This window comes from Endozoicomonas sp. GU-1, assembly GCF_027366395.1.
GTDB lineage: Bacteria > Pseudomonadota > Gammaproteobacteria > Pseudomonadales > Endozoicomonadaceae > Endozoicomonas.
Genome location: NZ_CP114771.1, coordinates 2512614 through 2538024 on the forward strand (window position 1 = coordinate 2512614; position 25411 = coordinate 2538024).

The 25411-nt window shown below is 47.7% G+C and carries 26 protein-coding genes and 1 other RNA gene; 13 read left to right on the forward strand and 14 right to left on the reverse strand.

The features are described from left to right. Positions 1–199 precede the first annotated feature (199 nt). The 8 genes from O3276_RS10315 (at position 200) to O3276_RS10350 (ending at position 7035) form a co-directional block, all read left to right on the forward strand. Positions 200–1222 carry a hypothetical protein gene (locus tag O3276_RS10315; protein WP_269675549.1) on the forward strand — a complete coding sequence of 341 codons (1023 nt, stop codon included), beginning with the start codon at positions 200–202 and terminating at the stop codon, positions 1220–1222. 33 nt (positions 1223–1255) lie between these two features. Beyond that, positions 1256–1567, forward strand: coding sequence for a hypothetical protein (locus O3276_RS10320; RefSeq protein WP_269675550.1), 312 nt, complete (start codon positions 1256–1258; stop codon positions 1565–1567). 149 nt (positions 1568–1716) lie between these two features. Continuing rightward, positions 1717–3216 (forward strand): hypothetical protein, encoded by a 1500-nt coding sequence (locus tag O3276_RS10325; protein ID WP_269675551.1) that lies wholly within the window; start codon positions 1717–1719, stop codon positions 3214–3216. A gap of 58 nt (positions 3217–3274) precedes the next feature. Beyond that, positions 3275–4582: an ATP-binding protein gene (locus tag O3276_RS10330; protein ID WP_269675552.1), complete on the forward strand. Its 1308-nt coding sequence runs from the start codon at positions 3275–3277 to the stop codon at positions 4580–4582. Then, positions 4536–5147, forward strand: a complete 612-nt coding sequence (locus O3276_RS10335; protein WP_269675553.1) for a response regulator transcription factor — start codon at positions 4536–4538, stop codon at positions 5145–5147. The genes O3276_RS10330 and O3276_RS10335 overlap by 47 nt, the downstream gene beginning before the upstream one ends. Positions 5148–5302: 155 nt before the next feature. Beyond that, positions 5303–5986 (forward strand): TVP38/TMEM64 family protein, encoded by a 684-nt coding sequence (locus tag O3276_RS10340; RefSeq protein ID WP_269675554.1) that lies wholly within the window; start codon positions 5303–5305, stop codon positions 5984–5986. Beyond that, positions 5979–6506, forward strand: a complete 528-nt coding sequence (locus O3276_RS10345; RefSeq protein ID WP_269675555.1) for a LabA-like NYN domain-containing protein — start codon at positions 5979–5981, stop codon at positions 6504–6506. Before O3276_RS10340 ends, O3276_RS10345 begins: the two co-directional genes overlap by 8 nt. A gap of 319 nt (positions 6507–6825) precedes the next feature. Further along, complete coding sequence (locus O3276_RS10350; RefSeq protein WP_101745061.1) at positions 6826–7035, forward strand: cold-shock protein; 210 nt, start codon at positions 6826–6828, stop codon at positions 7033–7035. Between the two features lie 315 nt (positions 7036–7350). Here O3276_RS10350 and modC read toward each other — a convergent pair whose 3' ends face one another. The 8 genes from modC to O3276_RS10390 form a co-directional block, all read right to left on the reverse strand. Beyond that, a complete protein-coding gene (modC, locus tag O3276_RS10355) occupies positions 7351–8424 on the reverse strand; it encodes a molybdenum ABC transporter ATP-binding protein (RefSeq protein WP_269675556.1) in 1074 nt (357 codons plus the stop codon). After that, positions 8424–9116, reverse strand: coding sequence for a molybdate ABC transporter permease subunit (gene modB, locus O3276_RS10360; RefSeq protein WP_101745063.1), 693 nt, complete (start codon positions 9114–9116; stop codon positions 8424–8426). Before modB ends, modC begins: the two co-directional genes overlap by 1 nt. Then, positions 9117–9911, reverse strand: a complete 795-nt coding sequence (gene modA, locus O3276_RS10365; protein WP_269675557.1) for a molybdate ABC transporter substrate-binding protein — start codon at positions 9909–9911, stop codon at positions 9117–9119. 29 nt (positions 9912–9940) lie between these two features. Further along, the gene (moaE, locus tag O3276_RS10370; protein ID WP_269675558.1) at positions 9941–10384 is read right to left on the reverse strand and encodes a molybdopterin synthase catalytic subunit MoaE; all 444 of its coding nucleotides are present in this window, start codon (positions 10382–10384) and stop codon (positions 9941–9943) included. Positions 10385–10536: 152 nt separating this feature from the next. Continuing rightward, positions 10537–10788 carry a MoaD/ThiS family protein gene (locus O3276_RS10375; RefSeq protein ID WP_269675559.1) on the reverse strand — a complete coding sequence of 84 codons (252 nt, stop codon included), beginning with the start codon at positions 10786–10788 and terminating at the stop codon, positions 10537–10539. Continuing rightward, a complete protein-coding gene (moaC, locus tag O3276_RS10380) occupies positions 10785–11309 on the reverse strand; it encodes a cyclic pyranopterin monophosphate synthase MoaC (RefSeq protein ID WP_269675560.1) in 525 nt (174 codons plus the stop codon). The genes O3276_RS10375 and moaC overlap by 4 nt, the downstream gene beginning before the upstream one ends. A gap of 2 nt (positions 11310–11311) precedes the next feature. After that, positions 11312–11848, reverse strand: a complete 537-nt coding sequence (gene moaB / locus O3276_RS10385) for a molybdenum cofactor biosynthesis protein B (protein WP_269675561.1) — start codon at positions 11846–11848, stop codon at positions 11312–11314. Positions 11849–11923: 75 nt separating this feature from the next. Further along, on the reverse strand, positions 11924–12502 hold the full coding sequence (locus O3276_RS10390) for a molybdenum cofactor guanylyltransferase (RefSeq protein WP_269675562.1): 579 nt from the start codon (positions 12500–12502) through the stop codon (positions 11924–11926). A 226-nt stretch (positions 12503–12728) separates the two neighbouring features. Here O3276_RS10390 and O3276_RS10395 point away from each other — a divergent pair, with 226 nt between their 5' ends. After that, positions 12729–13487 (forward strand): HpcH/HpaI aldolase family protein, encoded by a 759-nt coding sequence (locus O3276_RS10395; protein ID WP_269675563.1) that lies wholly within the window; start codon positions 12729–12731, stop codon positions 13485–13487. A gap of 24 nt (positions 13488–13511) precedes the next feature. Here the strand turns inward: O3276_RS10395 and O3276_RS10400 are convergent, their stop codons facing one another. The 3 genes from O3276_RS10400 to O3276_RS10410 form a co-directional block, all read right to left on the reverse strand. Continuing rightward, on the reverse strand, positions 13512–13967 hold the full coding sequence (locus O3276_RS10400) for a YcgN family cysteine cluster protein (protein WP_269675564.1): 456 nt from the start codon (positions 13965–13967) through the stop codon (positions 13512–13514). A gap of 249 nt (positions 13968–14216) precedes the next feature. Continuing rightward, on the reverse strand, positions 14217–14471 hold the full coding sequence (locus O3276_RS10405) for a hypothetical protein (RefSeq protein WP_269675565.1): 255 nt from the start codon (positions 14469–14471) through the stop codon (positions 14217–14219). A gap of 180 nt (positions 14472–14651) precedes the next feature. Further along, on the reverse strand, positions 14652–15914 hold the full coding sequence (locus tag O3276_RS10410; RefSeq protein ID WP_269675566.1) for an Eco57I restriction-modification methylase domain-containing protein: 1263 nt from the start codon (positions 15912–15914) through the stop codon (positions 14652–14654). 457 nt (positions 15915–16371) lie between these two features. On the opposite strand from O3276_RS10410, the gene O3276_RS10415 reads away from it, so the two are divergent. Then, entirely contained in the window at positions 16372–18696 is a 2325-nt protein-coding gene (locus O3276_RS10415) for an SPOR domain-containing protein (protein WP_269675567.1), read from the forward strand. A 171-nt stretch (positions 18697–18867) separates the two neighbouring features. Next, positions 18868–19563, forward strand: coding sequence for a hypothetical protein (locus O3276_RS10420; RefSeq protein WP_269675568.1), 696 nt, complete (start codon positions 18868–18870; stop codon positions 19561–19563). A gap of 334 nt (positions 19564–19897) precedes the next feature. On the opposite strand, the gene O3276_RS10425 is transcribed toward O3276_RS10420, so the two are convergent. Next, the gene (locus O3276_RS10425; RefSeq protein WP_269675569.1) at positions 19898–20689 is read right to left on the reverse strand and encodes a hypothetical protein; all 792 of its coding nucleotides are present in this window, start codon (positions 20687–20689) and stop codon (positions 19898–19900) included. A 465-nt stretch (positions 20690–21154) separates the two neighbouring features. Between O3276_RS10425 and O3276_RS10430 the strand changes: the two genes are divergently transcribed. Continuing rightward, positions 21155–21538, forward strand: a complete 384-nt coding sequence (locus O3276_RS10430) for a hypothetical protein (protein WP_269675570.1) — start codon at positions 21155–21157, stop codon at positions 21536–21538. A gap of 308 nt (positions 21539–21846) precedes the next feature. Here O3276_RS10430 and ssrA read toward each other — a convergent pair. Both ssrA and O3276_RS10440 read right to left on the reverse strand, forming a co-directional pair. Next, positions 21847–22231, reverse strand: a transfer-messenger RNA (tmRNA) gene (gene ssrA / locus O3276_RS10435). A 460-nt stretch (positions 22232–22691) separates the two neighbouring features. Then, positions 22692–24053, reverse strand: coding sequence for an ISNCY family transposase (locus O3276_RS10440; protein ID WP_269673722.1), 1362 nt, complete (start codon positions 24051–24053; stop codon positions 22692–22694). Positions 24054–24262: 209 nt separating this feature from the next. Between O3276_RS10440 and O3276_RS10445 the strand changes: the two genes are divergently transcribed. Next, entirely contained in the window at positions 24263–25408 is a 1146-nt protein-coding gene (locus O3276_RS10445) for an aldose epimerase family protein (RefSeq protein ID WP_269675571.1), read from the forward strand. The last annotated feature ends 3 nt before the right edge of the window (positions 25409–25411 follow it).

Sequence of the window (25411 nt, forward strand, 5' to 3'; positions counted from 1 at the left end):
AAACAGGACAGCCTCCCGGGAAAACTCCTGTCAAGTTTCAACAAAATAGTAACAGATGGGGATGGAAATGAATATCAACCTGTTTGCCAATGGCACCACTTTTGGCGTGCCCTACAGCGTCCCTCCTGACAGGTTTACGGAGGGTCAAGGGTGTAGGGCGAAACTGCATGACCGAAGTCGTCTTATTAAATCGATTCCGGTGCCAGACAAAACAGCCTACTTTGCCAATCCGTTTATGCCCATGCCTTGTGGCGAGGCAAGGAATTCAATTGGAGATTTTGATTTTGAGCGTATGCTCAAAATGGTCGACACAGAAATGATCCACCTCAATCCGGATCTCCGATTTATGCCCGCTGAGATTTTTAGCCGCTGTGAAACAATCCCCCTGAAAATACTGGCGGACAGAAAGGTTGCTGTCGTGGTTAGTGACAATAAATACCAAACGCTCGGAGAGGTTGGTGAGCAGAACAGGCGTCAATCGTTTTATTATCATGCCAATACGCCCAGGCATCCTGAATTATGTGATGAACGTATAGCTGAATTGGCAAAACCTGGATTTTTCCTTATGCCCTGGGAGGGGGAAAGAATGAGTACATTTAAATTTTTGAGGAAAGAAAGCCAGCCTGTTTTCAATATCAATTTTAGCGGCACTTTCGGTGAATCACTTCATTGCTTCGACCTGTTAATCTCAGACGAGCAGCTCCCTGAATACAAACATTTAGTCGGCCATGATTTATTGCAGTATCCCATCATCGAAACTGGCCAGATTTCCCAGGCAGCGTATGTCTCTTCCGTTTATTCACCGACGAACAAAAATCACCTGTTTCTCATCAGGCCTGCTGATACCAAACTACCCATGCTGCAAGGGACTGAGCTTATCGAAACGAAGTATCAGGCAATGATTGATCGGGCCGTTAACGCTGGCCAACCAACAAGTATTAAAAATGAGGAGGTGTTGAACAAATCGTTACGGGAAGCGAAGTTTTTTGTGGCTCCTTACCAGGAGTCTATAAGGTTTTGTCAATCGGTCATCGAGACGTTGAATGCCTACCCGCAAGAGTACCCCGATCTCTCTGTTGCCATCAATAAAGCAATCAGTCGATTGGCATTCTCCGAACAATACATGACTGATTGTGCGGGCCTGGTCAGGCAAGCCATTGTGTATGATGAACTGATGCAGCTTGAAAATACCAGTACGATGGAAGAACTGAAAATTAAATAGAAAGAAATCAGTCAGCAGTTTATCCATAAGGAGGTGGAATGGCATAAGACAGCGGTGCAAGAAGAAATCCTTTCGGGAAAAGACTCGTATTTCCCAATGATCAACATGCATTCGCTCATCGTGACGTCACTCGGTGACCTGTTAATGGAAATAGGTTATCGCAACTCACCGGGAGAAGACGCATTGCGAGACAAAATCGTTGCTCACAAAGCAGAGGCAGAAACTTTTTGTACCCAGACAGATGAGCTGCTTTCTGATCGGAAGACCCTTCATTCATTAAAGCTAAAGAGTATTTGGGTTTCCATTGAGAGCACAGATGCAGAGGATGACGTTGAAAATCCCTGACCCTACAGATTCTGGATAAAGGAGCGGATTGCGTTTTTGGACAAGAACTATTTAACGATAGCCAGTGTCCAAGACGACGGAAAACAGAACAGCCTCCCGGGAAAACTCCTGTCAAGTCTCCACATGAATAGCAACAGATGGGGAAGAAAATGAATATCAACCTGTTTGCCAATGGCACCACTTTTGGCGTGCCCTATACCTGTAGCAGACCTCATCACAATTTTACGGAGGGTGAAGGGCATAGGGAGATACGGCATGACCGAAGTCGTCTTATTAAATCGATTCCGGTGCCAGTCAAAACAGCCTACTTTGCCAATCGGTTTGTGTATGAGCCTTATGATGAAAGGGATTTATCTGGATATTATAATTTTGTGTGTACGCTCAATGTGGTACACACAGAAATGATCCGCCTCAATCCGGATCTCCGATTTATGCCCGCTGAGATTTTTAGCCGCTGTGAAGCAATCCCCCTGAAAATACTGGCGAACAGGAGGGTTGCTGTTTTGGTTAGTGACAATAAATACCAAACGCTCGGAGAGGTTGGTGAGCAGAACAGGCGTCAATCGTTTTATCATTCCAATACGCCCAGGCATCCTGAATTATCTGATGAACGTATAGCCGAATTAGCAAAACTTGGATTTTTCCTTGTGCCCGGGGATGATGTAAATGGAGCATATAGTGGAGAAAGCAATCCCGTTTTCAATATCAATCGTATTGACGGTTACAGAGTAAGATCTTATTGCTTCGACCATTTAATCTCAAACGAGCAGCTCCCTGAATACAAACATCCTGAATGCAAACATTTAGTCGGCCATGATTTATTGCAGTACCCCATCATCGAAACTGGCCAGGTTTCCCAGGCAGCTTATGTCTCTTCCGTTTATTCACCGACGAACGATAATCACCTGCTTCTCATCAGGCCTGCTGATACCAAACTACCCATGCTGCAAGGGACTGAGCTTATCGAAACGAAGTATCAGGCAATGATTGATCGGGCCGTTAACGCTGGCCAACCAACAAGTATTAAAAATGAGGGGGTGGTCAAATCGTTACGGGAAGCGGAGTTTTTTATGGCTCCTTACCAAGAGTCTATAAGGTTTTGTCAATCGGCCATCGAGACGTTGAATGCCTACCCGCTAGAGCACCCCAATCTCTCTGTTGCCATTAATAAAGCAATCAGTCGATTGGCATTCTCCGAACAATACATGACTGATTGTGCGGGCCTGGTCAGGCAAGCCATTGTGTATGATGAACTGATGCAGCTTGAAAATACCAGTACTATGGAAGAACTGAAAATTAAACAGGAAGAAATCAGTCAGCAGTTTATCCATAAGGAGATGGAATGGCATAAGAAAGCGGTGCAGGAAGAAATCCTTTCGGGAAAAGACTCGTATTTCCCAATGATCAACATGCATTCGCTCATCATGACGTCACTCGGTGACCTGTTAATGGAAATGGGTTATCGCAACTCTCAGGGCGAAAATGCATTGCGAGACAAAATCGTTGCTCGGAAAGCAGAGGCAGAAACTCTTTGTACCCAGACAGATGAGCTGCTTTCTGATCGGAAGACCATTCATTCATTAAAGCTAAAGAGTATTTCGGTTTCCATTGAGAGCGCAGATGCAGAGGATGACGTGGAAAAGGGATAAAAAAACCAATTTTCGAGTCTAAGGGTATTCAATATGATTTCATTTGGTTAGCTACTTAATGACGACGAACACAATACCCAACCTCTCGATTGGTGCAGAGAACCTCAAGCGCCTGTGCTGGCTCCGTGGAACCCTGATTGCAGTTGAGGTTATGGCCTTTTTCCTGGCCAGCCGCCATTTTGACATCCAGATCACCGGCCTTGTTCTGGCCTGTTTCATCGCCTTGTTGATGATTATTGGTACTATCATTCGGTTACATGCGATCAAAAGCCATGTCAGCGATCAGGAGTTCTTTGTTCAACTGCTGCTGGACCTTCTCTCCCAGAGTACGCTGTTATTCTTTAGTGGTGGTTATACCAACCCACTGGTATCGACCTATTTGATCACTGTCTGTATCGGCGCTGCACTGCTGCCGGGCAAATACAGCTGGGGCGTGACATTCACTGCAACCCTGCTCTATACCCTGCTGATGAAATGGTATGTTCCATCCGGCCCCGATTCGATGCTTCACTTGCCAGAACAGCAGCTGATGATCGACATTCATTTGCTTGGCATGTGGCTAACGTTTGTGCTGAGTGCCTTTCTGATCAATTACTTTGTCGAACTGATGGCCTCAGCCCTGAGAAAACAACAAAGGGATATTGCCATCAGCAGAGAACGTCAACTGAGAGATGAAAGCATTCTTGCCATTGCCCTTCAGGCAGCGGGTGCAGCCCATGAACTGGGAACGCCACTCACCACAATGGCCATTGTTCTCAGGGATCTGCAGGAGGAATACCAGGGCAGCGCACTGGCTGAGCGCTTGATATTTCTCCGGGATCAGATCGATGAATGCAAGAAAAGGCTGCAACAGTTGGTATCGGAAAGCCAATATAAAGGTATTGAGAGTATCGATAGCCAGGATTTTCTGACTAAGGTCATCCAAAAATGGCAGCTGATCAGACCTGAATCCGAGCTTCATTACAACGCCACTCAATGGCCTGCTTCAGTCTCTATTCCCTGTGATCTGACACTGTATCAGGCAATCACGTCATTACTTGATAATGCAGAAGATGCCAGCCCGGGCCAGGTGTCACTGCACGTGATGCAGAACCGCCAAAACCTGATCCTGCAGATTCTGGATAAAGGCGCGGGCTTCCCGGAAGGCAGACCCGGAAAAAACTCAGCCCCTATAGAAGGGAACCTAACCACCCTGTCAAGAACACCTTATAGCTTAAAAGAAGATGGCCTCGGGATTGGTTTGCTACTCAGCCAGGCCAGTATTGAACGGCTGGGAGGTCTGATACAGATGCGCCCCCTGACCTGCGGGGGAAGTTTGATTGAAGTCCAACTCCCCATCCTCAGCCAACCAGAACAGGAACCGTAAAGCGACGATGAACCCCGGAAAAGCTCTGGAGTTATCGACTATCTTGATTGCCGATGATGACCAGATCCTGTTACACACCCTTGCCACCTCTCTCAGAAAAAGGGGGTTCAACCCCATTACGGCAGACACCATTAGTAAGGCGACCACCCTGCAACAACAACACCGCCCGGCCAGTGCGGTTGTTGATCTGAAAATCGGCAGTGAGAGTGGCCTCCGGCTTATTTCACTGTTACGCAACGTCAATCCAGATATTGAGATTATCGTACTAACCGGGTATGCCAGCATTGCCACCGCAGTCAGCGCCATCAAGCTTGGGGCTAAAGACTATCTCTGCAAGCCGGTCGATACCTTACAGATACTCTCGGCACTCAATATCAGCCAGCGGCCTCATGAACCCGGCCCTGTCATCCCGGAAACAAGAATGCCGGTTTACCAGCTGGAATGGGAGTATCTGCAAAAAGTCCTTCTGGAGCACAATGGCAATATCTCTGCCGCCGCCCGAAGCCTGGGCATGCACCGCAGGACACTGCAGCGAAAACTCAACAAACGATCAGGCTCTCGCTGAAATTATCCACGCATTATTGCCTCTTCTCTGTCGTAGCCATTATGCTTGTGGGTTTTACAGGCAGCGGCCAGTCTTTTCCAGTGAATTGCTTATTGTTTCGTAGCGCTTTCTTGCGAGGCTCTTTTTTCAGAAAGAATCGTCAGATACTCTCACTGATGGGCCTGCTCAGTATTACCTCCCTCTTTGGCAGCACCCTGGTCACCACACAGGCGATCACCTGGCAGGACATGCTTGACACGCTATCCATCAGCCAGTGGGCCTGGCTCTTTACAGCCAGCGCCCTGACCATGGCGCTGGCCCTGACACCGTCTACGCTGATTGCCCTGATCAGTGGCTATTTTCTGGGGTGGACAGCGCTTTTCTATATCCTGATTTCCTACCCGACAGCGTCTGTCCTCGGTTATCTGGTCGGGAAATCACTGGATCATGGGAAGCTGATGCGAACACTCCCGCCAAACTCCCGAATACATCTGATGCTTGAGGAGCTGAAACATCATCAGTGGCCGCTGGTCATTCTGACCCGGATTTCCCCGGTGCTGCCCTTTTCATTAATGAACCTGGTGTTACCCGCGATTGGTATCCGCCTTCCTGCATTCCTGATCGCTGGCTTTATTGGCATGTTACCCAGAACGCTGTTTGCCCTTTGGGCAGGCATGCAGGCAAGAGACCTGATCTCTTTACTGAACAACCCGACGCAAGGTAATCTGTCCGTTATCGTCGTGGTGATAGCATCGATTCTTTCCATTGGCGGGCTGCTTTATCTTGCCCAGAAAGCATCAGCCACCATCATCATAAGACAGGCGGCAAACAAACGCGGGGAGACCAAAACCTATGACTGAAAAGCGTGTTGCGCTGTTTGTTGATGTGCAGAACATCTATTACACCACCCGACAGTGCTATAACAGTCACTTTGATTACAACGCATTCTGGGCACTTGTCAGCAAAGACAGAAAGATCACCAAGGCCATCGCCTACGCGATTGATCGCGGAGATCCAAAACAGCGGCAATTCCAGGATATTCTTCGAGCCATTGGCTTTGAAGTAAAGCTGAAACCCTATATTCAAAGAAGCGATGGCACCTCAAAGGGGGACTGGGATGTCGGGATAACGCTGGATGTTATGAGCTGGGCACCCGAGGTCGATACCATTGCCCTCGCTTCCGGTGATGGTGACTTTGACCTGCTATTGCAAAAGGTGCAGCAGGATTTTGGTCGGCAAACTGAGGTCTACAGTGTTGAGGCGCTGACAGCATCTTCCCTGATTCAATCGTCCAGTCACTTTATTCCAATTACCCATGAACTGTTACTGCCAATCAAGAGTGCGAAAAACAGTCAACAAAAAGTAACAAACACTATATAAATCAAAGCATTAATTTCTTACCCAAGCGGGTCTTCCACCCCCGATTTGTGGTTAAAATTCCTCCGAAAATTTGTTTTTCACAAACTTGATAAAATCTTTGACATCCCTTCGGACAGCTATTAGAGTTCCTATTGGCCATTATTGAGAAGAACGAAAAATCGTTTTACTTTTTGAGTACTTCCTGATCGTCACACCACTTCTTAGTTTAAGTTATGCTGCTTTGATTGCTTTACTCTTAAATAGATATATGAAGATGTGACTACACATTGGCTTAACGCGTGTATAACGCATTTTTATAGAAATATTCAGGAGACATTGCATGTCTAAATCGACCGGAACGGTAAAGTGGTTCAGTGAAGAGAAAGGCTTTGGCTTTATCGCTCAAGATAACGGCGGTCCAGACGTTTTCGTTCACTTCCGTGCCATCATTGGTGACGGTTTCAAAACTCTCGCTGAAGGTCAGGCTGTGACCTTTGACGTTGAGCAGGGCCAGAAAGGTCTTCAGGCTGCCAACGTAGAGAAAGTATAAGCTTTTCCTTTTTCTGGAAAACAGAAAAAGAGCACCATCAGGTGCTCTTTTTTTTGGGTTAATCCAGCCCTCTTGAAGAAATCAAACCAGTAGCACTGCACAGCCCATTGGTAGAAAAAAGTTCCAAAACGATACAATGACGCACAGAAGTTCCCATCCAATGAGGATCGGACTAATGGAATCAAAATCCGGTTTCATTTGATCCAATACTAACGACAGAAGAAAAACAAAATGGGAGCGTTTTACTTTTTCTACTTGAAACCTTTGTCAAAAGTTAGCACACACTTCCATTCAAAACCTCTCCTTCGTTGAGTATTAGACAACATCCAGACAGGACCCTTTAAAATGGGCAAAAACACGTTGCCCCACTGACAAATTCAATAACCCCAGCGCTCTTCTGGTGACCAGTGCCAGCAATGTCTGCCCTTCCGCCGCCATAAACAGCATGACATTTTTGGAATCCAGTTCCTGAATAGCCTGAATCGTTGTTGCCACTCGATTCTGAACACTTGTGCAGTGGATATCGTCCACCACAATACTGACTTCCTGAGCCGGCAATATCACTCTCAGGCCGGTTCCCGGCAGCGCTGAAACCTGATTGACCAGCAATTTCTGGTCACCCAATAACAGCTCAGTGAAACCATATTGGTGATCGTGGCTACCCACCTGCACTTCCAGAATCGACAGTGCACAGTCATCGCGGGTTAATAAAGAACCTGGCCGACTGAGTAATTGACGACACTCGCCCCGGGATACCACCTGCCCCTGGTCAATAAGCAGCAGTTTATCAGCCAGCCGTGCCACCTCTTCACGGGCATGACTCACCATAACAACCGGTATGCCAAAGTGCTGATGGATATTTCTTAAACAGGGCAGAATGCTTGTTTTTGATGACCAGTCCAGTGACGCCAGCGGCTCATCCATTAATAGAAGACGGGGTGCACTTAATAAGGTGCGGGCAATGGCCACACGCTGTTTCTCACCGCCAGACAGTTTATCAACCCTACGCCCCAGTAGATGCACAATATCGAGCTGCTCAACCACCTCAGACAATGACGGCATGGCAACATTGGCTCTGGCCCGCTGCAAGGCAAACCGGAGGTTTTCCATAACGTCCAGATGGGGAAACAGCCGGGCTTCCTGAAATATATAGCCAATACCCCGTTGCTCCGGCGGAACCCATATTCCCTGCTCCGAGTCCTGCCAGATTTCATCATTAAACTGAAGCCGCCCCCTGGCATGACTTTCCAAACCCGCGATGGTTCTCAACAATGAGGTTTTACCACACCCGGAACGCCCCATCATGGCCCAGGTGTTATCGGTATCCAGTGACTCATCAACACTAAGAACAAAGCGGTCCCGGGGCAGCTGAATATCAATTCTTAGCATTAATAACGACCAGGGTGTGATTTGAGGGGTAATTGAGCCACGGGCTGACGATCAAGGCTGTATAGGGTAATCAGCAGAATCATGGCAAACACCATCAGTCCCGCGGCAATCTGGTGCGCTTCGGTAAACTGCTGAGATTCCACGGCATCGAACAGGGCAATGGACAACACCTGCGTCTCTCCGGGAATATTGCCGCCAATCATCAGCACCACACCAAACTCCCCAACGGTATGGGCAAACCCCATGCAGGCCGCCAGAATCATCGCCCGGCGGGTACAGGGCAGTACCACATTAAAGAAACGGTCCATGCGCCCGGCCCCCATCATGGCTGCCGCCTCAAGCAGGCCTTTATCCAGCTGTTCAAACGCCCGTTGCAAAGGTTGCACGACAAAGGGCATGGAGCAGATAACAGAAGCGATCACCAGCCCGGTAAAACTGAACGCCAGGGTGGTGCCGGTCAGGGACAGCCAGAGCTGCCCGGGAGCGTAGTTTGGCGAGCAAAGCAACAGTATATAAAAGCCAAGGACGGTGGGCGGTAACACCATTGGCAGCCCCACCAGGGCTTCCAACAGAGGTCTTAGCCGACTCTGCATATTAGCCAGCCCCCAGGCCATGGGAATCGCCAGCAGCATCAGAATCACGGTGGTAATGGTGGCCAGCTTCAGCGTTACCCAGACAGCGGTGAGCAGCATTCAGAGCGCTTCCCTTCGATTTTCGGACGTTGTTTTATCGGCCATTGTCGTCGATACAGGAAAGTAACCCTGTCTGGCAATGGTGCGCTGGGCAGACGGTGACAAAATAAACGCTACAAATGCCCTGGCCGCCTCAGGTTGCCTGGTGCGCTTTAAGATAACCAGATCCTGCTGAATCGGATCATACAACGTTGCAGGAATCGAAAAAATGTGACCATCGTTGTCTACCAGCTGCGCTTTCGCCACCAGCCCTGCGGGAATATTACCGCTGGCCACAAACTGCCAGGCCTGCTGGACACTGGCACCCTGAACCAGACGGGAGCGGAACGATGACCAGAAACCCAGCTTTTCCAGCACCTGCTGTGCCGCCAGACCATAAGGGGCCGTTGCCGGATTGGCGATGGCCAGGCGTCCCTGATAAACCGCCAGATCCTCCAGGGTCATGGTTTTCCCTTCTTTAGCGGAAAATCCGGGGCTCCATAGCACCAGTTCGCCCAGGGCATAGGGGGATCGGCTGCCCTTCAGCGTCAGTCCTTTTTTTTCCAGCAGCTCAGGTCTGAGGCTATCTGCTGACAGAAAGATATCGAAAGGCGCACCGTGGGTAATCTGGTTATACAGCACACCGGTCGAGGCCGAGGAGATCAACAACCGGTGCCCGGTGTTTGCCTCAAATGCCTTTGCCAAAACGTCCAGCGATGGTTTGAAGTTTGCTGCAACGGCGACTTTCAGTTCTTCTGCGTAGACCGATGCCCCCGGGCAAGAGAGCAAGAATGCTAAAAATACTGTTCTTAACATGAAGCAGATGTTCTTTATGAGTTCGAAGGTTAAAGCCAGCGATCCGCTGCTGCCTGATCAGACTCACGCTCGTCCACCCAGCGATCCCCTTCCGGTGTCGTCTCTTTCTTCCAGAACGGCGCACGGGTTTTCAGGTAATCCATAATAAACTCACAGGCTGCAAACGCTTCTTTGCGATGGGCGCTGGCGACCCCCACAAAAACAATTCGGTCCCCGGGGTACATCTGACCCATGCGATGGATAACCCGGACAGTTTGAAGCTCCCAACGTGCCATGGCCTCATCGATAATTTCCTGCAGGGCTTTTTCCGTCATCCCCGGATAATGTTCCAGAAACAGGCCTCCCACCTTATCCCCAAGGTTCATATCGCGAACCGTACCGGTAAAAGTGACAATCGCTCCTGACGACTTATTCCCTTCCAGACGTTTATATTCCAGGCCGGGGTTAAAGTCTTCTGTTTGAATGGCAATCAAGGTTCTGATCCTGTTTGTCTTTTTGCACCACTTTTCACCACAAAGGCACAAAGACACAAAGTTTCTAGGGGCTTTCGCGACAGTCTCAGACTGTGGGAACGAGAACAAAATAACCCCTTTGTGTCTTCGTGTCTTTGTGGTTCAAATAAAAATCACCCGCCGGTCACCGGAGGAAAAAAGGCGACCTCATCACCAGACTGCAATGTGACATCCTGACGAGTCATGGTCTGATTGATGGCAACCAGAGTACGCTCACTCATCATGACTTCACGCCAGTCTTCACCTTGGTCCGCCAACTGACTTTTTAATGCGGACAGCAAGGGAGCATACTCACCTTCTTCCAGCGTCAACTGTTCGCAGTTCAGCTTTTCCCGAAAACTGGCAAAGAAACGTACTGTAATCATGCTGCACCACCTGTCGCTGAACCATGAATATAGTGACCACTGCGACCACCACTCTTTTCCAGCACACGAATGCCTTCAATATGCATCTCTTTGTCCACTGCCTTGCACATATCATAGATCGTCAGGGCAGCGACCGATGCCGCTGTCAGCGCTTCAATCTCAACGCCGGTTTTGCCATTCAAACGACAACAGGTTTCAATTCGAATGCAGGCTTCGCCATTCTCTGAAGCCGCGTCTTCAAGCTGAAACTCAACACCGATAAAGTTCAGCATCAACGGGTGGCAAAGCGGCACCAGCTGGCTGCACTGTTTAGCCGCCTGAATGCCGGCAATTCTGGCCACGGCAAGTACGTCCCCTTTTTTAAGGCCATTGTCTTTTACCAGTGCCAGTGTCTCAGGTGCCATGTAGATATAACCTTCGGCCCTGGCTTCACGACGTGTGATGTCTTTTTCACCAACATCAACCATGCTGGCCTTACCATCACTATCAATATGGCTGAGGGCACTATTGGCAGACGACATGATTACCCTGCCTTTTTTAATTGTTCAACAAAGTTACATGGGCGATGCTGGCTGTTCAGCTGATCCCTGATAATGCCTTCCCAGGCTGTCTTACAGGCATTATTGGAGCCGGGCATAACAAAAATAACAGTGCCGTTGGCCATGCCCGCCACGGTACGGGACTGGATGGTAGAGGTTTTGATCTGATCATAGGAAAGCTGGCGAAACAGCTCACCATAACCATCAATCTGCTTGTCAAAAACAGGCAACAGTGCTTCTGGTGTGCTGTCTCTGCCAGAGAAACCGGTACCGCCTGTAACCAGCACGGCCTGCACGCAATCTGGAGACCCTGCATCACTGGCAATCCAGCGGGATACGACTTCGCGAATCTTGTAGATGTCGTCTTTTACAATGGCCTTGTCAACAAGTTTGTGACCCGCGGCGGTCAGGCTATCAACCAGTAAGTGACCGGATGTGTCGTTTTCTTCGGTACGGGTGTCGGACACCGTCAACACGGCAATATTTACAGGAATAAACTCATCAAACTGATTATGAGCCATGGCTATTCTCGCTCCAGTCTATTTTCAATCGTATTCAGGGGTGCTCATGACCAGGTCTGCAATGTGGACGACAGATTACGTCTGAACAACCGCCTTATTAACCAGATTATGCCAGTCTTCTGGCGTATTGACGTTGACAAAAAGGTCTGCCATGGATGACGGCAGCGCCAGGGTCTGTCCACCTGAAAGCTGATGCAGGCGCCACAGGGCATAGTCCTTCGGATTGTCACTGGTTATGGCACGCTCAACGGCTTGCCGCAATGTTGCAGTGACCGGCAATATCATCGGCAGATTAAAACCCGCAAAACAGCACACCTGCTGTTGATCGCCAAGTGTCCGGATCGCATCGGCAGGAACCAGTGGCATATCCACAGGAATCACCAGCAGCCGGTCGCCATCCTGCAGTCGCTGTAAAGCCGCATGAATGCCGCTGAGCGGGCCTCTTCCGGGAACCACATCGGCAATAACAGAATCATCCGGGGCAAAACCGGACCCACTGATCAGAACCTGATCAATCCCGGCCCCGGCCAGCAGAGCAGCTATATGTTGGTAAAGCGGTTTGCCACACCAGTTCAGCCGTGACTTGTCCTGCCCCATCCGGGAGGAACGACCACCAGCCAGAACCAGGCCGTAAAGCGTGCCATGGGCTGTCATTCGATCACAGACTCTTTGTGCCAATATTCAATTTAACCCGGAGATGGTCCGGAAATAGCGCCCGTCAGGACGACCCTGTCTCCGGACAGACAAACGGCTAGTGTAAGGTTTTCCACTCCGCTGACAAGCCTTGGGATCAATTATCATACAGAAAAGCCGCCGCTTAACCCGTTCGTCCGTTGGCTATACTGTCTTGACCACAGCAAATAGATAACAATGACTAACAATGAGAACGAATCAGGTACTGAGCCTTTTCCAGCAGAACCAGACAGCCATCAACTGCTGGCTTATCCATCCAAGCCCAATGACGGCCGAGCTGATTGCCCACCAGGGTTTTGACTCAATGACCATCGATATGCAGCACGGCATGATTGGCTTTGAATCGGCCCTGGCCATGCTGCAGGCCATATCCACCACCCCGGTGACTCCGCTGGTCAGGGTTCCCTGGCTTGATCCGGGCATCATTATGAAGATGCTGGATGCCGGTGCTTATGGCATTATCTGCCCAATGATTGAAACCGCAGAGCAGACCCGGGAATTTGTCGCCACCTGCCGTTACCCCGCCAAAGGCAACCGCAGCTTTGGCCCCAGCAGGGCGATGATCTATGCCGGCAGTGATTACCCGGAAAAAGCAGAAGAGACCATTTTGCCCATGGTCATGATAGAGACCCGTCAGGCTCTGGATAACCTGGATGATATCCTCAGCACCGAAGGACTGGGAGCTATCTATATTGGTCCCTTTGACCTGTCCTACGCCCTGGGCTGTCAGCCCCAACCAGACCACTATGAGGCTCCCGTTATGGAGGCCATCGAACATATCCTTGCCCGCAGCAAAAAGCATAATGTGCCAGCAGCCATCCATTGCATGGGGCCACAGTTCGCTGATCGTATGCGAAAAAAAGGGTTCAGCCTGGTCACCGCTGGCTGTGACGCTGACTTCGTCCGCGCGGGTGCCACACACACCATCCAATCACTGAGGCCGTAATCTGAAAGTTGTTCAGAAACCGCCTCACTTCACCCGGATAATATAATCAAACCAGTCCGAAGGGTCCGGAACATCTTCTTCTGAAGCGATGTCCCTGCCCTTGATGGAGAAGCCGGATTCATGGACAGAGTCCGAGCTTCCGGTTTTCAGAGGATGCCATTGCGGCAGGTCATAACCATGGTAGAGCAGATGATAAGCGCAGCTGTCCGGCAGCCACGGCAAATGCTCATGCAGGGTTTTCGGGGTAAACTTGATGCAGTCATCCACATACTTGCGACGGTGTTTATAATGCCTGCAGCGGCAGGTCTCCAGATCCAGCAGCCGACAGGCTACCGCCGTTGTGTGAATCTCATCCGTATCCGCATCAATAATCTTATTGAGGCAGCAGCGACCACAGCCATCACAGAGCGACTCCCACTCTTCGGGCGTCATCTCGGTTAACGATTTTACCTGCCAGAATGCAGGTTCCTGCTCACTCATCAAACACCTGAACACGATATAACATTGGACTTGCCTGAGCATACTACCACTTCAAAAGATGGCAATACGCGAGTTCACGGTTCAGCAGGCTTTAAAATCAATAGCGATAAGCTGCTTTGTTGATGACCTTCGCAGAAGCAGAGCCACACTGATGGTAATCATCACACACTTATTACTGATGATGAGTTGGCCATGTTCAGTGAAGAGACTCAGGCGGCTGTAGTCATCAGGCTGTAAAAGCAACGGCTTTTATGCCTCCGCCAGCAACGCCCGCCACTCAACCAATTTCTCTTCCAAATCAGCAATATGCGCCTCCAGCCCAGCCAGTTCCTCTTCACAAATGTGCAACCGGTCCCGAACATCATGGTGCCGCTTCACCCGCCGTTGCAGAACCGACAGTTCCTCTTCAGCCACCATCACCCGCACTGCCATGGACGGGATAGACGAGTAACTGATCTTGCCCTGGTTGTTTCGTGGCACCTGTGCCAGATGGATACGATCCATAGCAACGTCTCCTTTGATATCACTTGTGCTGAGCGCAGCAGACGATTAGAAGACAATGGTACTAATTTCAGAAACGGTATCCCATCCCTAATATGGAAAAATGGTTCAGTACGGCATCTATTGGTACAGCATTCAAAGATGGCGCTGCTACAGCTCACGTTGGAGCAAATATTTGGTATTTTATAAAGAGGCCAGAATACCAGGCTTGATCATGAAGGAAGGGATTACTGGCTGAAAAATAACCGACACCCGACGATTGATCTCCTCCTGAGATGGCAGCGAGCTTCCTTTTGCTCCATGCCCTAAAGCTTGCAACTGCTCTGTTGTCGGGTAACGCAAGTTTCTCAGGTCCGTGGCGTTGACCTGGGTGTGCCCGTTAAACTGCCGAAAATATTGATCAACAATAGTGCTATTCAAAAACAGCCATAAGCCTCTGGCAAGATCCTGCGGCAACGGTTTGCCCAAGGCATGAAAATAGTTGGTTTTATTCTCAAATCCTACAACGTCTACGTCAGCAACAGACGGTTCATAGAGAGAGGCAACAATCCGGCGTTTTTCTTCTTTTGCTGTCAGTCGTTTGGTCAATATATAAGTGCCGTTGGGAACCATCAGTTTGGCGGTTTCACTGTTGTTAAGCAGGGCATTCGGTTTTTTTACATTGCTTATTGGCCATACGATAGAACCATTTTTTAAATGCATGGGATAAATCAGTGGCACAGTCTGCGCTTCGGGCTCCATTCTGAGGTTATCCCTGGTCCTGAAATCAACCACTTTTCCGGTGCTGACATCAAGACCCAAATCAGACAATGAGCACGGCAAACCGCCCACCTTAACGGCGATATCGGCTTCCTGCTCTGAGGTCACAATATGGATAAAACGGTCTGGATTATCTGAATTAACCACTTCATGGAAAGGGGTGATTCGAATAATCGGTTCTGGGTCTTCAGCACAACTGCTGGATGAAATTTCCACATCCCCCTGTGGATCTCCCTTTACCAGGTGGAAAATCACATTTTCCTGCAGGACTTTGTCGCCTTTAAACGCTTTCGTACGGCTGTTGAATACCCGGATTTTCTTCAGTGCAGTATCCTCTAACAGGATATCCCTGAATCCTTTAAAGTACGGGCCATTGCAGAAACTGCGCGGGGTGATGGCCACCAGTTCACCACCAGGCTCAAGAAGTTTGATGGCAAGTGCAACAAAGGCGGAATAGAGGTTGCCGGTCTCAATGCCTACCTGCTGGAGTAACTTTCGATGACGGCTTTTACTGCCGATCTTGAAATAAGGTGGATTAAGAATTGCCCTGTTGTAACGAATTATAGGGGTTGCATCAACATAAATCGCCTGCAATTGATTGACAGCACTCTCAATAAAATCGGCCGGGATAATATTACTGTGCCACTGAATCTTTTGCTCCCCTGCAACCTCGGCAAACAGAGCCATGCTATTGTGCAAGTTATTAATCAAAACCTTGTCGGATGTGTAACAAGTCCCTGAAGTCTCCATGCTTTGCTGGTTGTAATGAATCTGACAGGCTAATCGGTGCATCTGCGCTTACCAGAAAACCCAGACTGTATAAAAAAACAGTTAAAACATAATGGCAAAGCTGGCCGGAAGCAACCGGGATTTTCATTATTTAAATCATTTATTGCTTCGATAGAGGGTTGAATCTAGCGGTTTATTATATAGGTAGTTTTGAGAATTGCCCCCTGCGGAGAGCTAATAGGTACTATTATCCCAAATAAACCGTCATTTAAACGCATTCAAAGGAGTATAAAATAACTTTTTTATTCAGTAATTTATAAATTAATGATGAATTCCCTGAGCTGAAATTGAATTTTTTGGACTTACAAAACTCCAACTTTAATTAACTCAAGTTATTTAAGTCAGGGATTATCAAGTGGATACTAATAACCAGCTCTTTCTATACAAACTGGACACACATTCTTCTGCTGCCCGCCGTGGCAGTGACTCTGCCCATACAGAGCAACAGACTTGCCACCGGGGAGATAAAGATCCAGGTCAAACATCTAATCCCACCTGGAAAAGCCTCGACAATTACGACCTCGGGGTTGTCAGCCAAGTACACACTTTTCTCACTGGCAAGGCTTCCTGCCTGGAACATGAAAAACTGTTCGGCATGATGATGCCAGAGATGGAAAAACCAGCCCCCAAAAAGAAGAGGAAAGAGCCGGAAGAGCCTAAAGAGCCGGAAGGGCCTAAAGAGCCGGAAAGGCCTAAAGGACTGGAAAGGCCTAAAGGACTGGAAAGGCCTAAAGAACCGGCAAGGCCTAAAGAACCGGAAAGGCCTAAAGAACTGGAAAGGCCTAAAGCGCCACCTTCCCGGAAGCAAGCCGATGAGATTGAAATTTCAGACTCAGAGCTGGATGAACTGTTCGATGAAGATATAGCACTCCCTTTTATTCCTGAATTACCTGATCAGGATTATCAGACCTTTGAAATTAAACTTTCCCAGAATTTGAGAAAAATCAGAGAGGGGAAGGGACAAAAAGCCATTCTGGAAATAAAAGAACTATTTACTTTCAGGGCTCACGACTTTGTCTCTCCCGATAAGGAAAAAGCAGCACATCATTTTACTGAGTTCGTACGACGCGTGTATCAGCTCGACAGACAAATGCCAGCAGGAATGAAAGCAAAGGGCGAAATCATCAAGCATGCGATCGAACAAATGACCGAGAAATTGGGCATGCTGATGGACGATGTCAGAACTGCCTGCATATCGGAAGCCTTCAGTAACCCCACGTTTAAAGATGCTCTGGAGAAAGTTGAATCGGATACTGATAAATCCCTTCTTCGCAGGTTACAGACACTTTCCGCTTTTAACTTCATGAGCAATGAAGTAAACGCACTGGTAAGAGACTCTGGAGTTTCTATCCCTTCTGCTCCAGAGAGCAGAGACCCGGGCCCTGATTCTGGTGTCAATGAGCCAGACTCAAACAATGATGGCCAAAAAGAGTCAGAAGTGGAAAGAAAGCGCCGCGAAGCCATAGATAAAGAAATGGAGGAGGTAGACAGAACACTTGAAGAGGGGCGGAAATTCCTTGAACAGTCCAAAAAGAACAAAGAAGAGACAAAGCCAGCACCAGTGAGGTCGAAACCATCTACGCCACAGCCTGCAGCAAAACCTGTCACCAGCAAACCAGCTGTTGCCAGGGAAACAGCAAAGCCTGTCGCTGTCACCAAAACCTACCCATCAATCGCCGACATCCGCAAGCTTAAGGGGGATATGGCTATTGCAGATGCGGTGCTGAAGTTTGTAGAAAACTGTCAAAGCGAGCCTGAAAGAAAAGAGCTGGATCAATTTCTGGAAGAGCGCTGTGCAGAAAAATCAAAAGCCATTGTCAGTGATCTTAACCGGGTCAAACAGCAGGCCATGAAACCCAGCGAATGTGTCCACAAGTTTTCACAAACCGTAGGCTACCGCCAGATTGCCGAAAAGATTGCTCCACCCTCGGCAAGAAAACTCTCTGAAATAGCAGACAATAAAAAAGTGCCTGGCAACGGCGGCAATATTGATGGAACAATGCTGCACCTGCTGAAACAATCAGTGGTCTTTCCAAAAAGCTGGGATGTCAAGGGGGATCCGGCAAAATGGACTCGCGGGGAATTTTTGGCTGAGTTTGACAAAGGAGCCTCCAGACACTCAGAGAGCCAGCGCCAATGTGTCCGGAAATACGCTGATGATATATTACGACTCTTTAAGCTGAAGCAATATCCATTCGGCTGGGGGTATGACCAGGAGCGCAAAGCATCTCCTGCTGATCAGGAGTTCGAGCTTATGGCAAAGGCGATGTACGACGATTTCATTGGCAGGCCCTTATTTGATTACAGAGACTGCAAGCGGCTGGAACTATTCACGGCTCAGCAAAGACACACATTTCTGGAGACTCTTTTTGGCTCAGAGGTTATATCCACACTGAAACAGATCGTTGAAGGAGCCGGGACAAACACAAAACGACCACCCACCAGCTTTGAAAGAGCCAGGGCCGAGCACATCAAAAGCATGGTCATTGCCTTGTTCCATGACCAGCCGACAGGTGGCTATTATCTTGTAGTTGGCAGAAGTGATCAGAGGCAGGCCTTCCCTGTAAAGGTGAGAAATCCACTGGCTCTTGACTGCTTTAATCAGGAAAAAGGGAGTAACTGCATATATAAGGCAATGGGGTTACCTGCGATTTCGGACAACTGGAATGCGGTCAGATAAGTGAGTCAAATCAGCTGGCTGAAATAAAACAGTTTGTGAAGGAATGGTTAAGAGGGAACAGGGAATTGGACTATTAACTGTGTAGCAGCCAGGAAATTTTCGTAAATGAAACTTTTTTGTAAACTTAGGATCCAAGATATTAGGTAAGTAAAATTATTTAAGGAAGATCTTATGCTAACCAATATTTCAAATAATCAAACAAAATTATTGCCCAAAGCTCCACCGCAATCAGCAAACTCAACAGAAAACCAGCAGCGACAACCTGGCAGTTTCAACTATGTGCCAGTTGAGGCGATTCAACCTAAAGCAAATGAACTCGCTCAGCCTGACAAACTCCAACTGAAGCAGACATGCCATAATACCAACAAATCTATTGATCAAAGGGCTATCGAAGATTTACAGCGTCCAATTCAATTCAAGAATATGGAAGCAATAGCAAATCCTGATAAATATAAGAATTTTATATCAATTTACAACTCAGGCATATTTGAACATTCTTATACACGTTATGAATATGACCACCGCTCAGAGCTTAATTATGAGCCAAAGCAAGTAAATATAAAAAATCTCTATGCAGTTATGAATCTGAGTAACACAACCCTTAAATACAGTGATAAAGTATACCCTTTGTTCACAGGGTTATTTGAAAATGGGCATGTATTTCTTATGGCACCTCGTAAAGCCTGTAATATTGTAGAAGATCCAAATAATCCCAACAATGTTTTATTTAAAGGAGATCCATCTGGTTTAAGAGTTGATGCCATTTATTCGGGGAGGACTTTTCAGGAAGTCGAGAACCTAATAAAGACAGTTCATAATAACACTCCACTATCAAACCACATCTCTCATATTCTTGAGCATGAATAGTAAGTAAGGCGCTTTAAAGTGCCTGCACCACTTTCATAAACTGGGACAGCCCACTGCCAGTGATGCCGCTGTCTCTCAATACCTCAAATTCCAAAAACCGGTATCATATATGGTTCACCCCGCTTTACAAGGAAAAGTTTTCCATCATGACTAAAGAGGAATGCTTCCACTCTCTTAATAAAGAGACCGGCCTTTGGGGTGAGGTCTCAAAGCCTCTGGCCCTGATGGACTGCTTAACCTGACGGACTCCGGGACTTTCACCCCATCAGTTCATGACCATGCCGGGCGTATCAAGTGGTTCCAGGTCACGCCTGCGCCGCACTTGAACCGAACGTTATGCCTCCTGTTGACAGATAGTGCCTCTTTCGCAATCAAATATGACTATTGGAAGTTTCAAGCCTAATATCTGCTCCGATTTTTTTTTAAATTCTAACCCATCGTGAAGTATTTGACTTTTTTCATCATAAAGTTTGTCATGTCGATTAAAGGTAATTAATATAGCCATTACTGACTCAGTAGTGTATTCGCAAACAACTTCATTATGATTAAACCTGTTTTCAATTAAATGAGCATTTTCTACCATATAATCTTTTAGTTGCCTGGTGGTTTGAAATAGTTTTTTATTTTCAATATTACAACTCAAAGCAAAGCTACCAACACAGCCAAGATTAATAATTTTACCTCTCCGAATAGATATGTTTTTGTAGGCTTTTTTTGTACAATCCCATTCCAGAAAATGACCCTGACTATCAACAGGTATTGAACCAACATCACTGTCAGCAATGACATGAAGTTTCGCTTTGTCTGCATCAATGAGAAAACCAATGTTTCGATATAGTTTTTGTTTTGGGCAAGGAGCCAAAAGTGAAGTTGCAGCGCACTTCACGATCTTATCTTCCGAGGTAAGCTGAACAAACTCCTGCTCTAATCTGACAGAATCCATATGGGTCGAAGAATTAACAAGCATTTTTGCCAGTAATTTTCCATCACGTAACTTTTCATTAAGTAAAGTATTTAAATCTGAAAAAGAAGAAGTAGGGGTTACTGTTTCTTTTTTAATTCTTGATAAAAAAGTTGTTGGATCGATCCTTTGTTTTTGCATTATTTGGTTTAAACTTGGGTTCATATAGTTTTAGTCCTAGATTCGATTAGAGGTTCATAAATGCTAACGCTCTCTTCTCCCAACAATTCCGTGGCAACTATACCATCACGGAATCCGGAGCCTCTCTCAATATTTTCACAGTTGGGGAAGATTGGATTAAAAGCCAATCTCTTAGTTCAAGCTGGATTTGTTACCTCCTTTGCCTGTGATGAAATTCGCTGGAAGTATGAATTGCCTGCCAGAAATTTTTGCTTTCGATAACCTGCCTCATGGTCAACGTCTTAAATACATTAAACTCAACGATTTTGGCATTACTGTCCAGGATGTGTTAATCCCGATAGTCATATTTTCTGCCAGCGGAGGCCTGACTGATTTGTATAACCTTGGTACGTCCCTAGCTAAATCCATATACAACAGGACATGCAGCTACTTTGCCTGATCACTCATATAACAAAATCAATAATTTGGCATTTCAATCGAGGTTATACCATGGGACCTGTCAACAACTCTGCAATTTCAGCCAATCTGCAAATGCCTCCTGCATTATCACCAATATCATCAGCTGAATTGATTAAAAAAGGCATCTTCTCAGTGTGTACTGGAGTGGCAACCGTCGCTATTTGTAATCAGATCAATGCTATTTACAGTACACCGGCCGAGAATTATTTTGCCAAGCGTACGACTCCCGAAGCATACCTTAAGTATCTGGAACTCAAGCAAGATGATTCAATAATTGATGAACAATCACTTGTATTATCCTTAGTTGTTTTTGGTGCCAGTGTTGGCCCGTACAAAATGTACGAAATTGGCAAATATTTACACGACAGGGCATGCAGATTTTATGATGCTGCAATTCGACAATTGTCTCAGTAATGGTCTCAATATCCCCAATGCCATAGGGGTTGTCGCTGTGGTCGGCTCTGGCACCGAATACCCAGCACTTTCTGTCTGGCAGCTTCATGCCATTGAAATAGTCAATCCAGCCCGATGACTCCACCATCATCATTTGTTGGTTCTCATGAATCACCTGTGTGTATAAATTATTTCTATTTGTGTGTGTTGAGCCAATCCAACTCACTCCAAAAAAATCCGGTTGGACACTTTCTGGACGATTAGACAAAAACACCTTCTACCCAGTCATAAAAAAACCTCGCAGATCGATAACCTACGAGGTTTATATGTGGTGGAGGCGGCGGGATTTGAACCCGCGTCCGCCAGCTCTCAGCCTTTGGCTCTACATGCTTAGATCCACCTTTAGTTTTTACACCGTAGCGACCCAGTGGTCGGGGTTCTTCAGTGCGATTCTCACAGGTTTTAACCCGTCAGCCAGAGACCTGCTGATCGTGGCGAGCCCGCTTACGATGACAGTCTGAATACCAGCCAGCAGACGAACCGGTTAGACTGGAAGCTTCGTAGTGTTAAGTACGATTAAGCAGCGGCTGCTGCAGCTTCAAAGTTGCTATCATTGGCAACTAATAGGTTTGTAGTGTTTTGATTAACGAGAACCACTACGCCCTCGGCATGCACCTCAGGGTTCAATACCGTCGTCGAATCCGAATCGCCCCCAGAGTTAATAGTTATAGAGCATAGAGGCCGATGTCGCAATGGCTGGAGATCATCAGTGGCTACATTACGCTGTTCACGCCATGACGTACCAATGCGATCCGGTGGTGCAACAGGCCGGGCCATAATCGCAGCTCCCCTGCCTGTAGTCATTGCCCAGCAGCCCTGGCATACGGTCAGCGGTTACAAAATGTGCTAAAAATACTCACGGGCATGACGTCCATCAGTGAATTGATATACAAGCCTTGGATACTATAGCTAGTTCTCGTCCAAAAACGCATCAGCCAATCATAATCGGACTATACGTACGTTTTAATATTTCCTGAAATTCCAGCGATCCAGAAAAAAACCTCCTTTTTTTTCTCTAATCTGGGACGGATATTGGAGAAAAACGCAAAAAGCAGGCAGAAAACATCCTCCCACCATGCTGGAAAGGTACTTTGATGTAGCGTGGAGGTGGCTATCAGGATGGTGCCGGGTGCCTGGCCAGAATCACCAGGTTGTAACAGACCACCGATAACCAACAATGAGAGTCAAAACGCTCAGAACCCTTGCAGTGGCAACGTGATAGCCCAAAACATCTCTTTAGCCACGAAATTCCCGCTTCAATACCTGCCCGGAAGCGAAAGAGCGTTTTATACACATACTGACTTTTAGTCATCTCTTCGACTTCAAGTCCGCGCTTCTTATTAAAAGCCACATCGCTGATTCCCATAGCCTTGGCTTTTTCCAAATTTACTCGACACGCGTATCCACCGTCACCGCTTGTCTGGCGAGGTACACGACCATAAATTTCTTTTTGTCTTTCCATCATCGGAATGAATCGGTCCGAATCCGCTGGGTTACCTTCCTCAATAACCAGGTCCAGGATCAATCGACTTTTTCCCTGAACCAGGTTCAGTTTATGGCCGTACTGCACTTGTCGCCTGTCTTTTACGATGATATCCGTATGGGGTTCATACAGGCTAACCACTTTCTCCTGGGCTGGCACCTTTTCACCCTTAAAGACCCTGCGCTCTGTCTGGGAGACTATTACATCCACCAGGGGTAACAGGTGATCCACATCGGCCTGCCACTTGTCGGCATCATCAGCCAGGAGACACTGCCCCTGCTGACGGGCGTCTGCAAGCTTGACAGTGGCTTCGATAAGCACCTTCCGGGATTTTCGGGTCAACTGCAGCAGTTTTTTATAATGCTGTTGCCGCTCTTCTTTACCAGAGTAGATGCATTTTCTGGCCGCATCTTTTACGGCTCGGTTGTGATGGGTATATTCATAAAGCGGTGTCGCTGTCAGTGTTTGTCCCCGTTCCAGCAGACGACAAATTTCTTTAACGGAACTGGCTAAAAGATCACTGTCGCAGGGAGGTTTGATATCCGATTCGGTGACTGTGCTGTCAATAGCCACAGTACGCCCTTTTTCAATACCCTGATCTTTAGCGGTCATTAGCTGACAGTTATTAATCCGCTCCCATGTAGATGCAGTAAGAAGGCTGATGAGCCCATGCAAACTGGAGCGACTGGGGCGCTGGTTTGGTTCGAGGCGACAAAAGTCTCGAAAGAGCATGGAGTCCATCAAAACAAACGACAAGTAGTCATAATCACAATTCAAATACTGTTTCAGAAGTGCCGCACGAAGAACGGATTCTGCTGATAGTCCGTTCCGCCCAGTGTTCTGTTTATCACCAGAACTTAAGTCCTCATAAATCCAGTCATTGAACTGTGGATGGGCATCAAGCCATTGCGAGATACCGGAAAGCTGGGAGCAGATTTCATGAGGTACGTAATGGAGTTCCATACTACACTGCAAATTGCGTTTTTTGCGCATTTGGAGCCCTCTGTTTTTGGCAATCCCTTATGTTTCTTGGTCTTGGGAAGTTTAGTCGCCAGATAGCAGTAGGGCTCCACTTAATTTTTCAGAATAAAATCTACAGTTTTCAATTGGTTGTGTTTTTGGACGAGAACTAGCTATCTTTGGTGATAACGCTGACTGCGTGAATTTTTCTTTACCTACCAGGGATGTTCACAATTTTCCATGTGAACACTCCTCAGACCTCAATCCACTTTCTCTGCAAGCTGGACTATGAAAGTTGGCGATTTGTTTTCCAGGGCAATGGCATATTTATGAAGATTTTTCAGGAAGTGTTTGGAGCCACTCGCTCCGGTAAACCGGTGTATGCCTTCCGGCTCTGTAACCAGCAGGGCATGGAAGTCACCGTCCTGACCATGGGCGGTATTATCCAGAGCATTCGTGTGCCGGATAAAGCAGGCAATATGGGCGAAGTCACCCTGGGCTGTGATTCGGTGGCGGATTACGAGCGGTCCAGTGCTTATTTTGGTGCCATTGTTGGCCGTTATGCCAACCGTATCGCCAGGGGAGAATTTGAACTTGAGGGTGAACCGTTTCAGCTGGCCTGTAACAATGCACCGAATCACCTGCATGGTGGCAAGGTTGGGTTTGATCATTCCCTGTGGCGGGCAGAGTCCCATACCAGTGACGACATATGCACACTGTCCCTTGACTATGAATCAGAAGATGGTGAAGAGGGTTATCCCGGTAACCTGAGTGTCAACGTGATCTACACCCTGAATAACCACAATGAGCTGGGTATTGAGTATCGGGCAACAACAGACGCCCCCACCGTGGTTAACCTGACCAACCACACTTATTTCAACCTTAATGGCAGTGACGACTGTCTCAGCCACCGGCTGCAGCTGCACTGCCGCCAGTTCACCCCAACTGATGAAACATCCATTCCCTACGGTGAGATTGAGTCAGTCATTAACACCCCCATGGATTTCACCACCATGAAGCCTATTGGTCAGGATATTGCCCAGGACTTTGTTCAGCTGAAGCAGGCCAGGGGATACGACCATAACTGGGTTATCTGGACGGAGAGGGGGAGTGATCGCTCTCTGACACCTGTCGCCCGGGTAGAAGAACCAGACAGTGGTCGTACCCTGGAAGTGCTTACCAGTCAACCGGGAGTGCAGTTCTATACCGGCAACTATCTGGCAGGTGAGCCTGCACGGGGCGGCAGCCAATATGGTATGCGGGCAGGTTTCTGTCTGGAGACCCAGCATTTTCCGGACTCCCCCAACAGGCCGGAGTTTCCTTCAACCCGGCTGAATCCCGGTGAAACCTATCAGGAAAAAACCATTTTCCGCTTTGGCCTTCTATAAGAA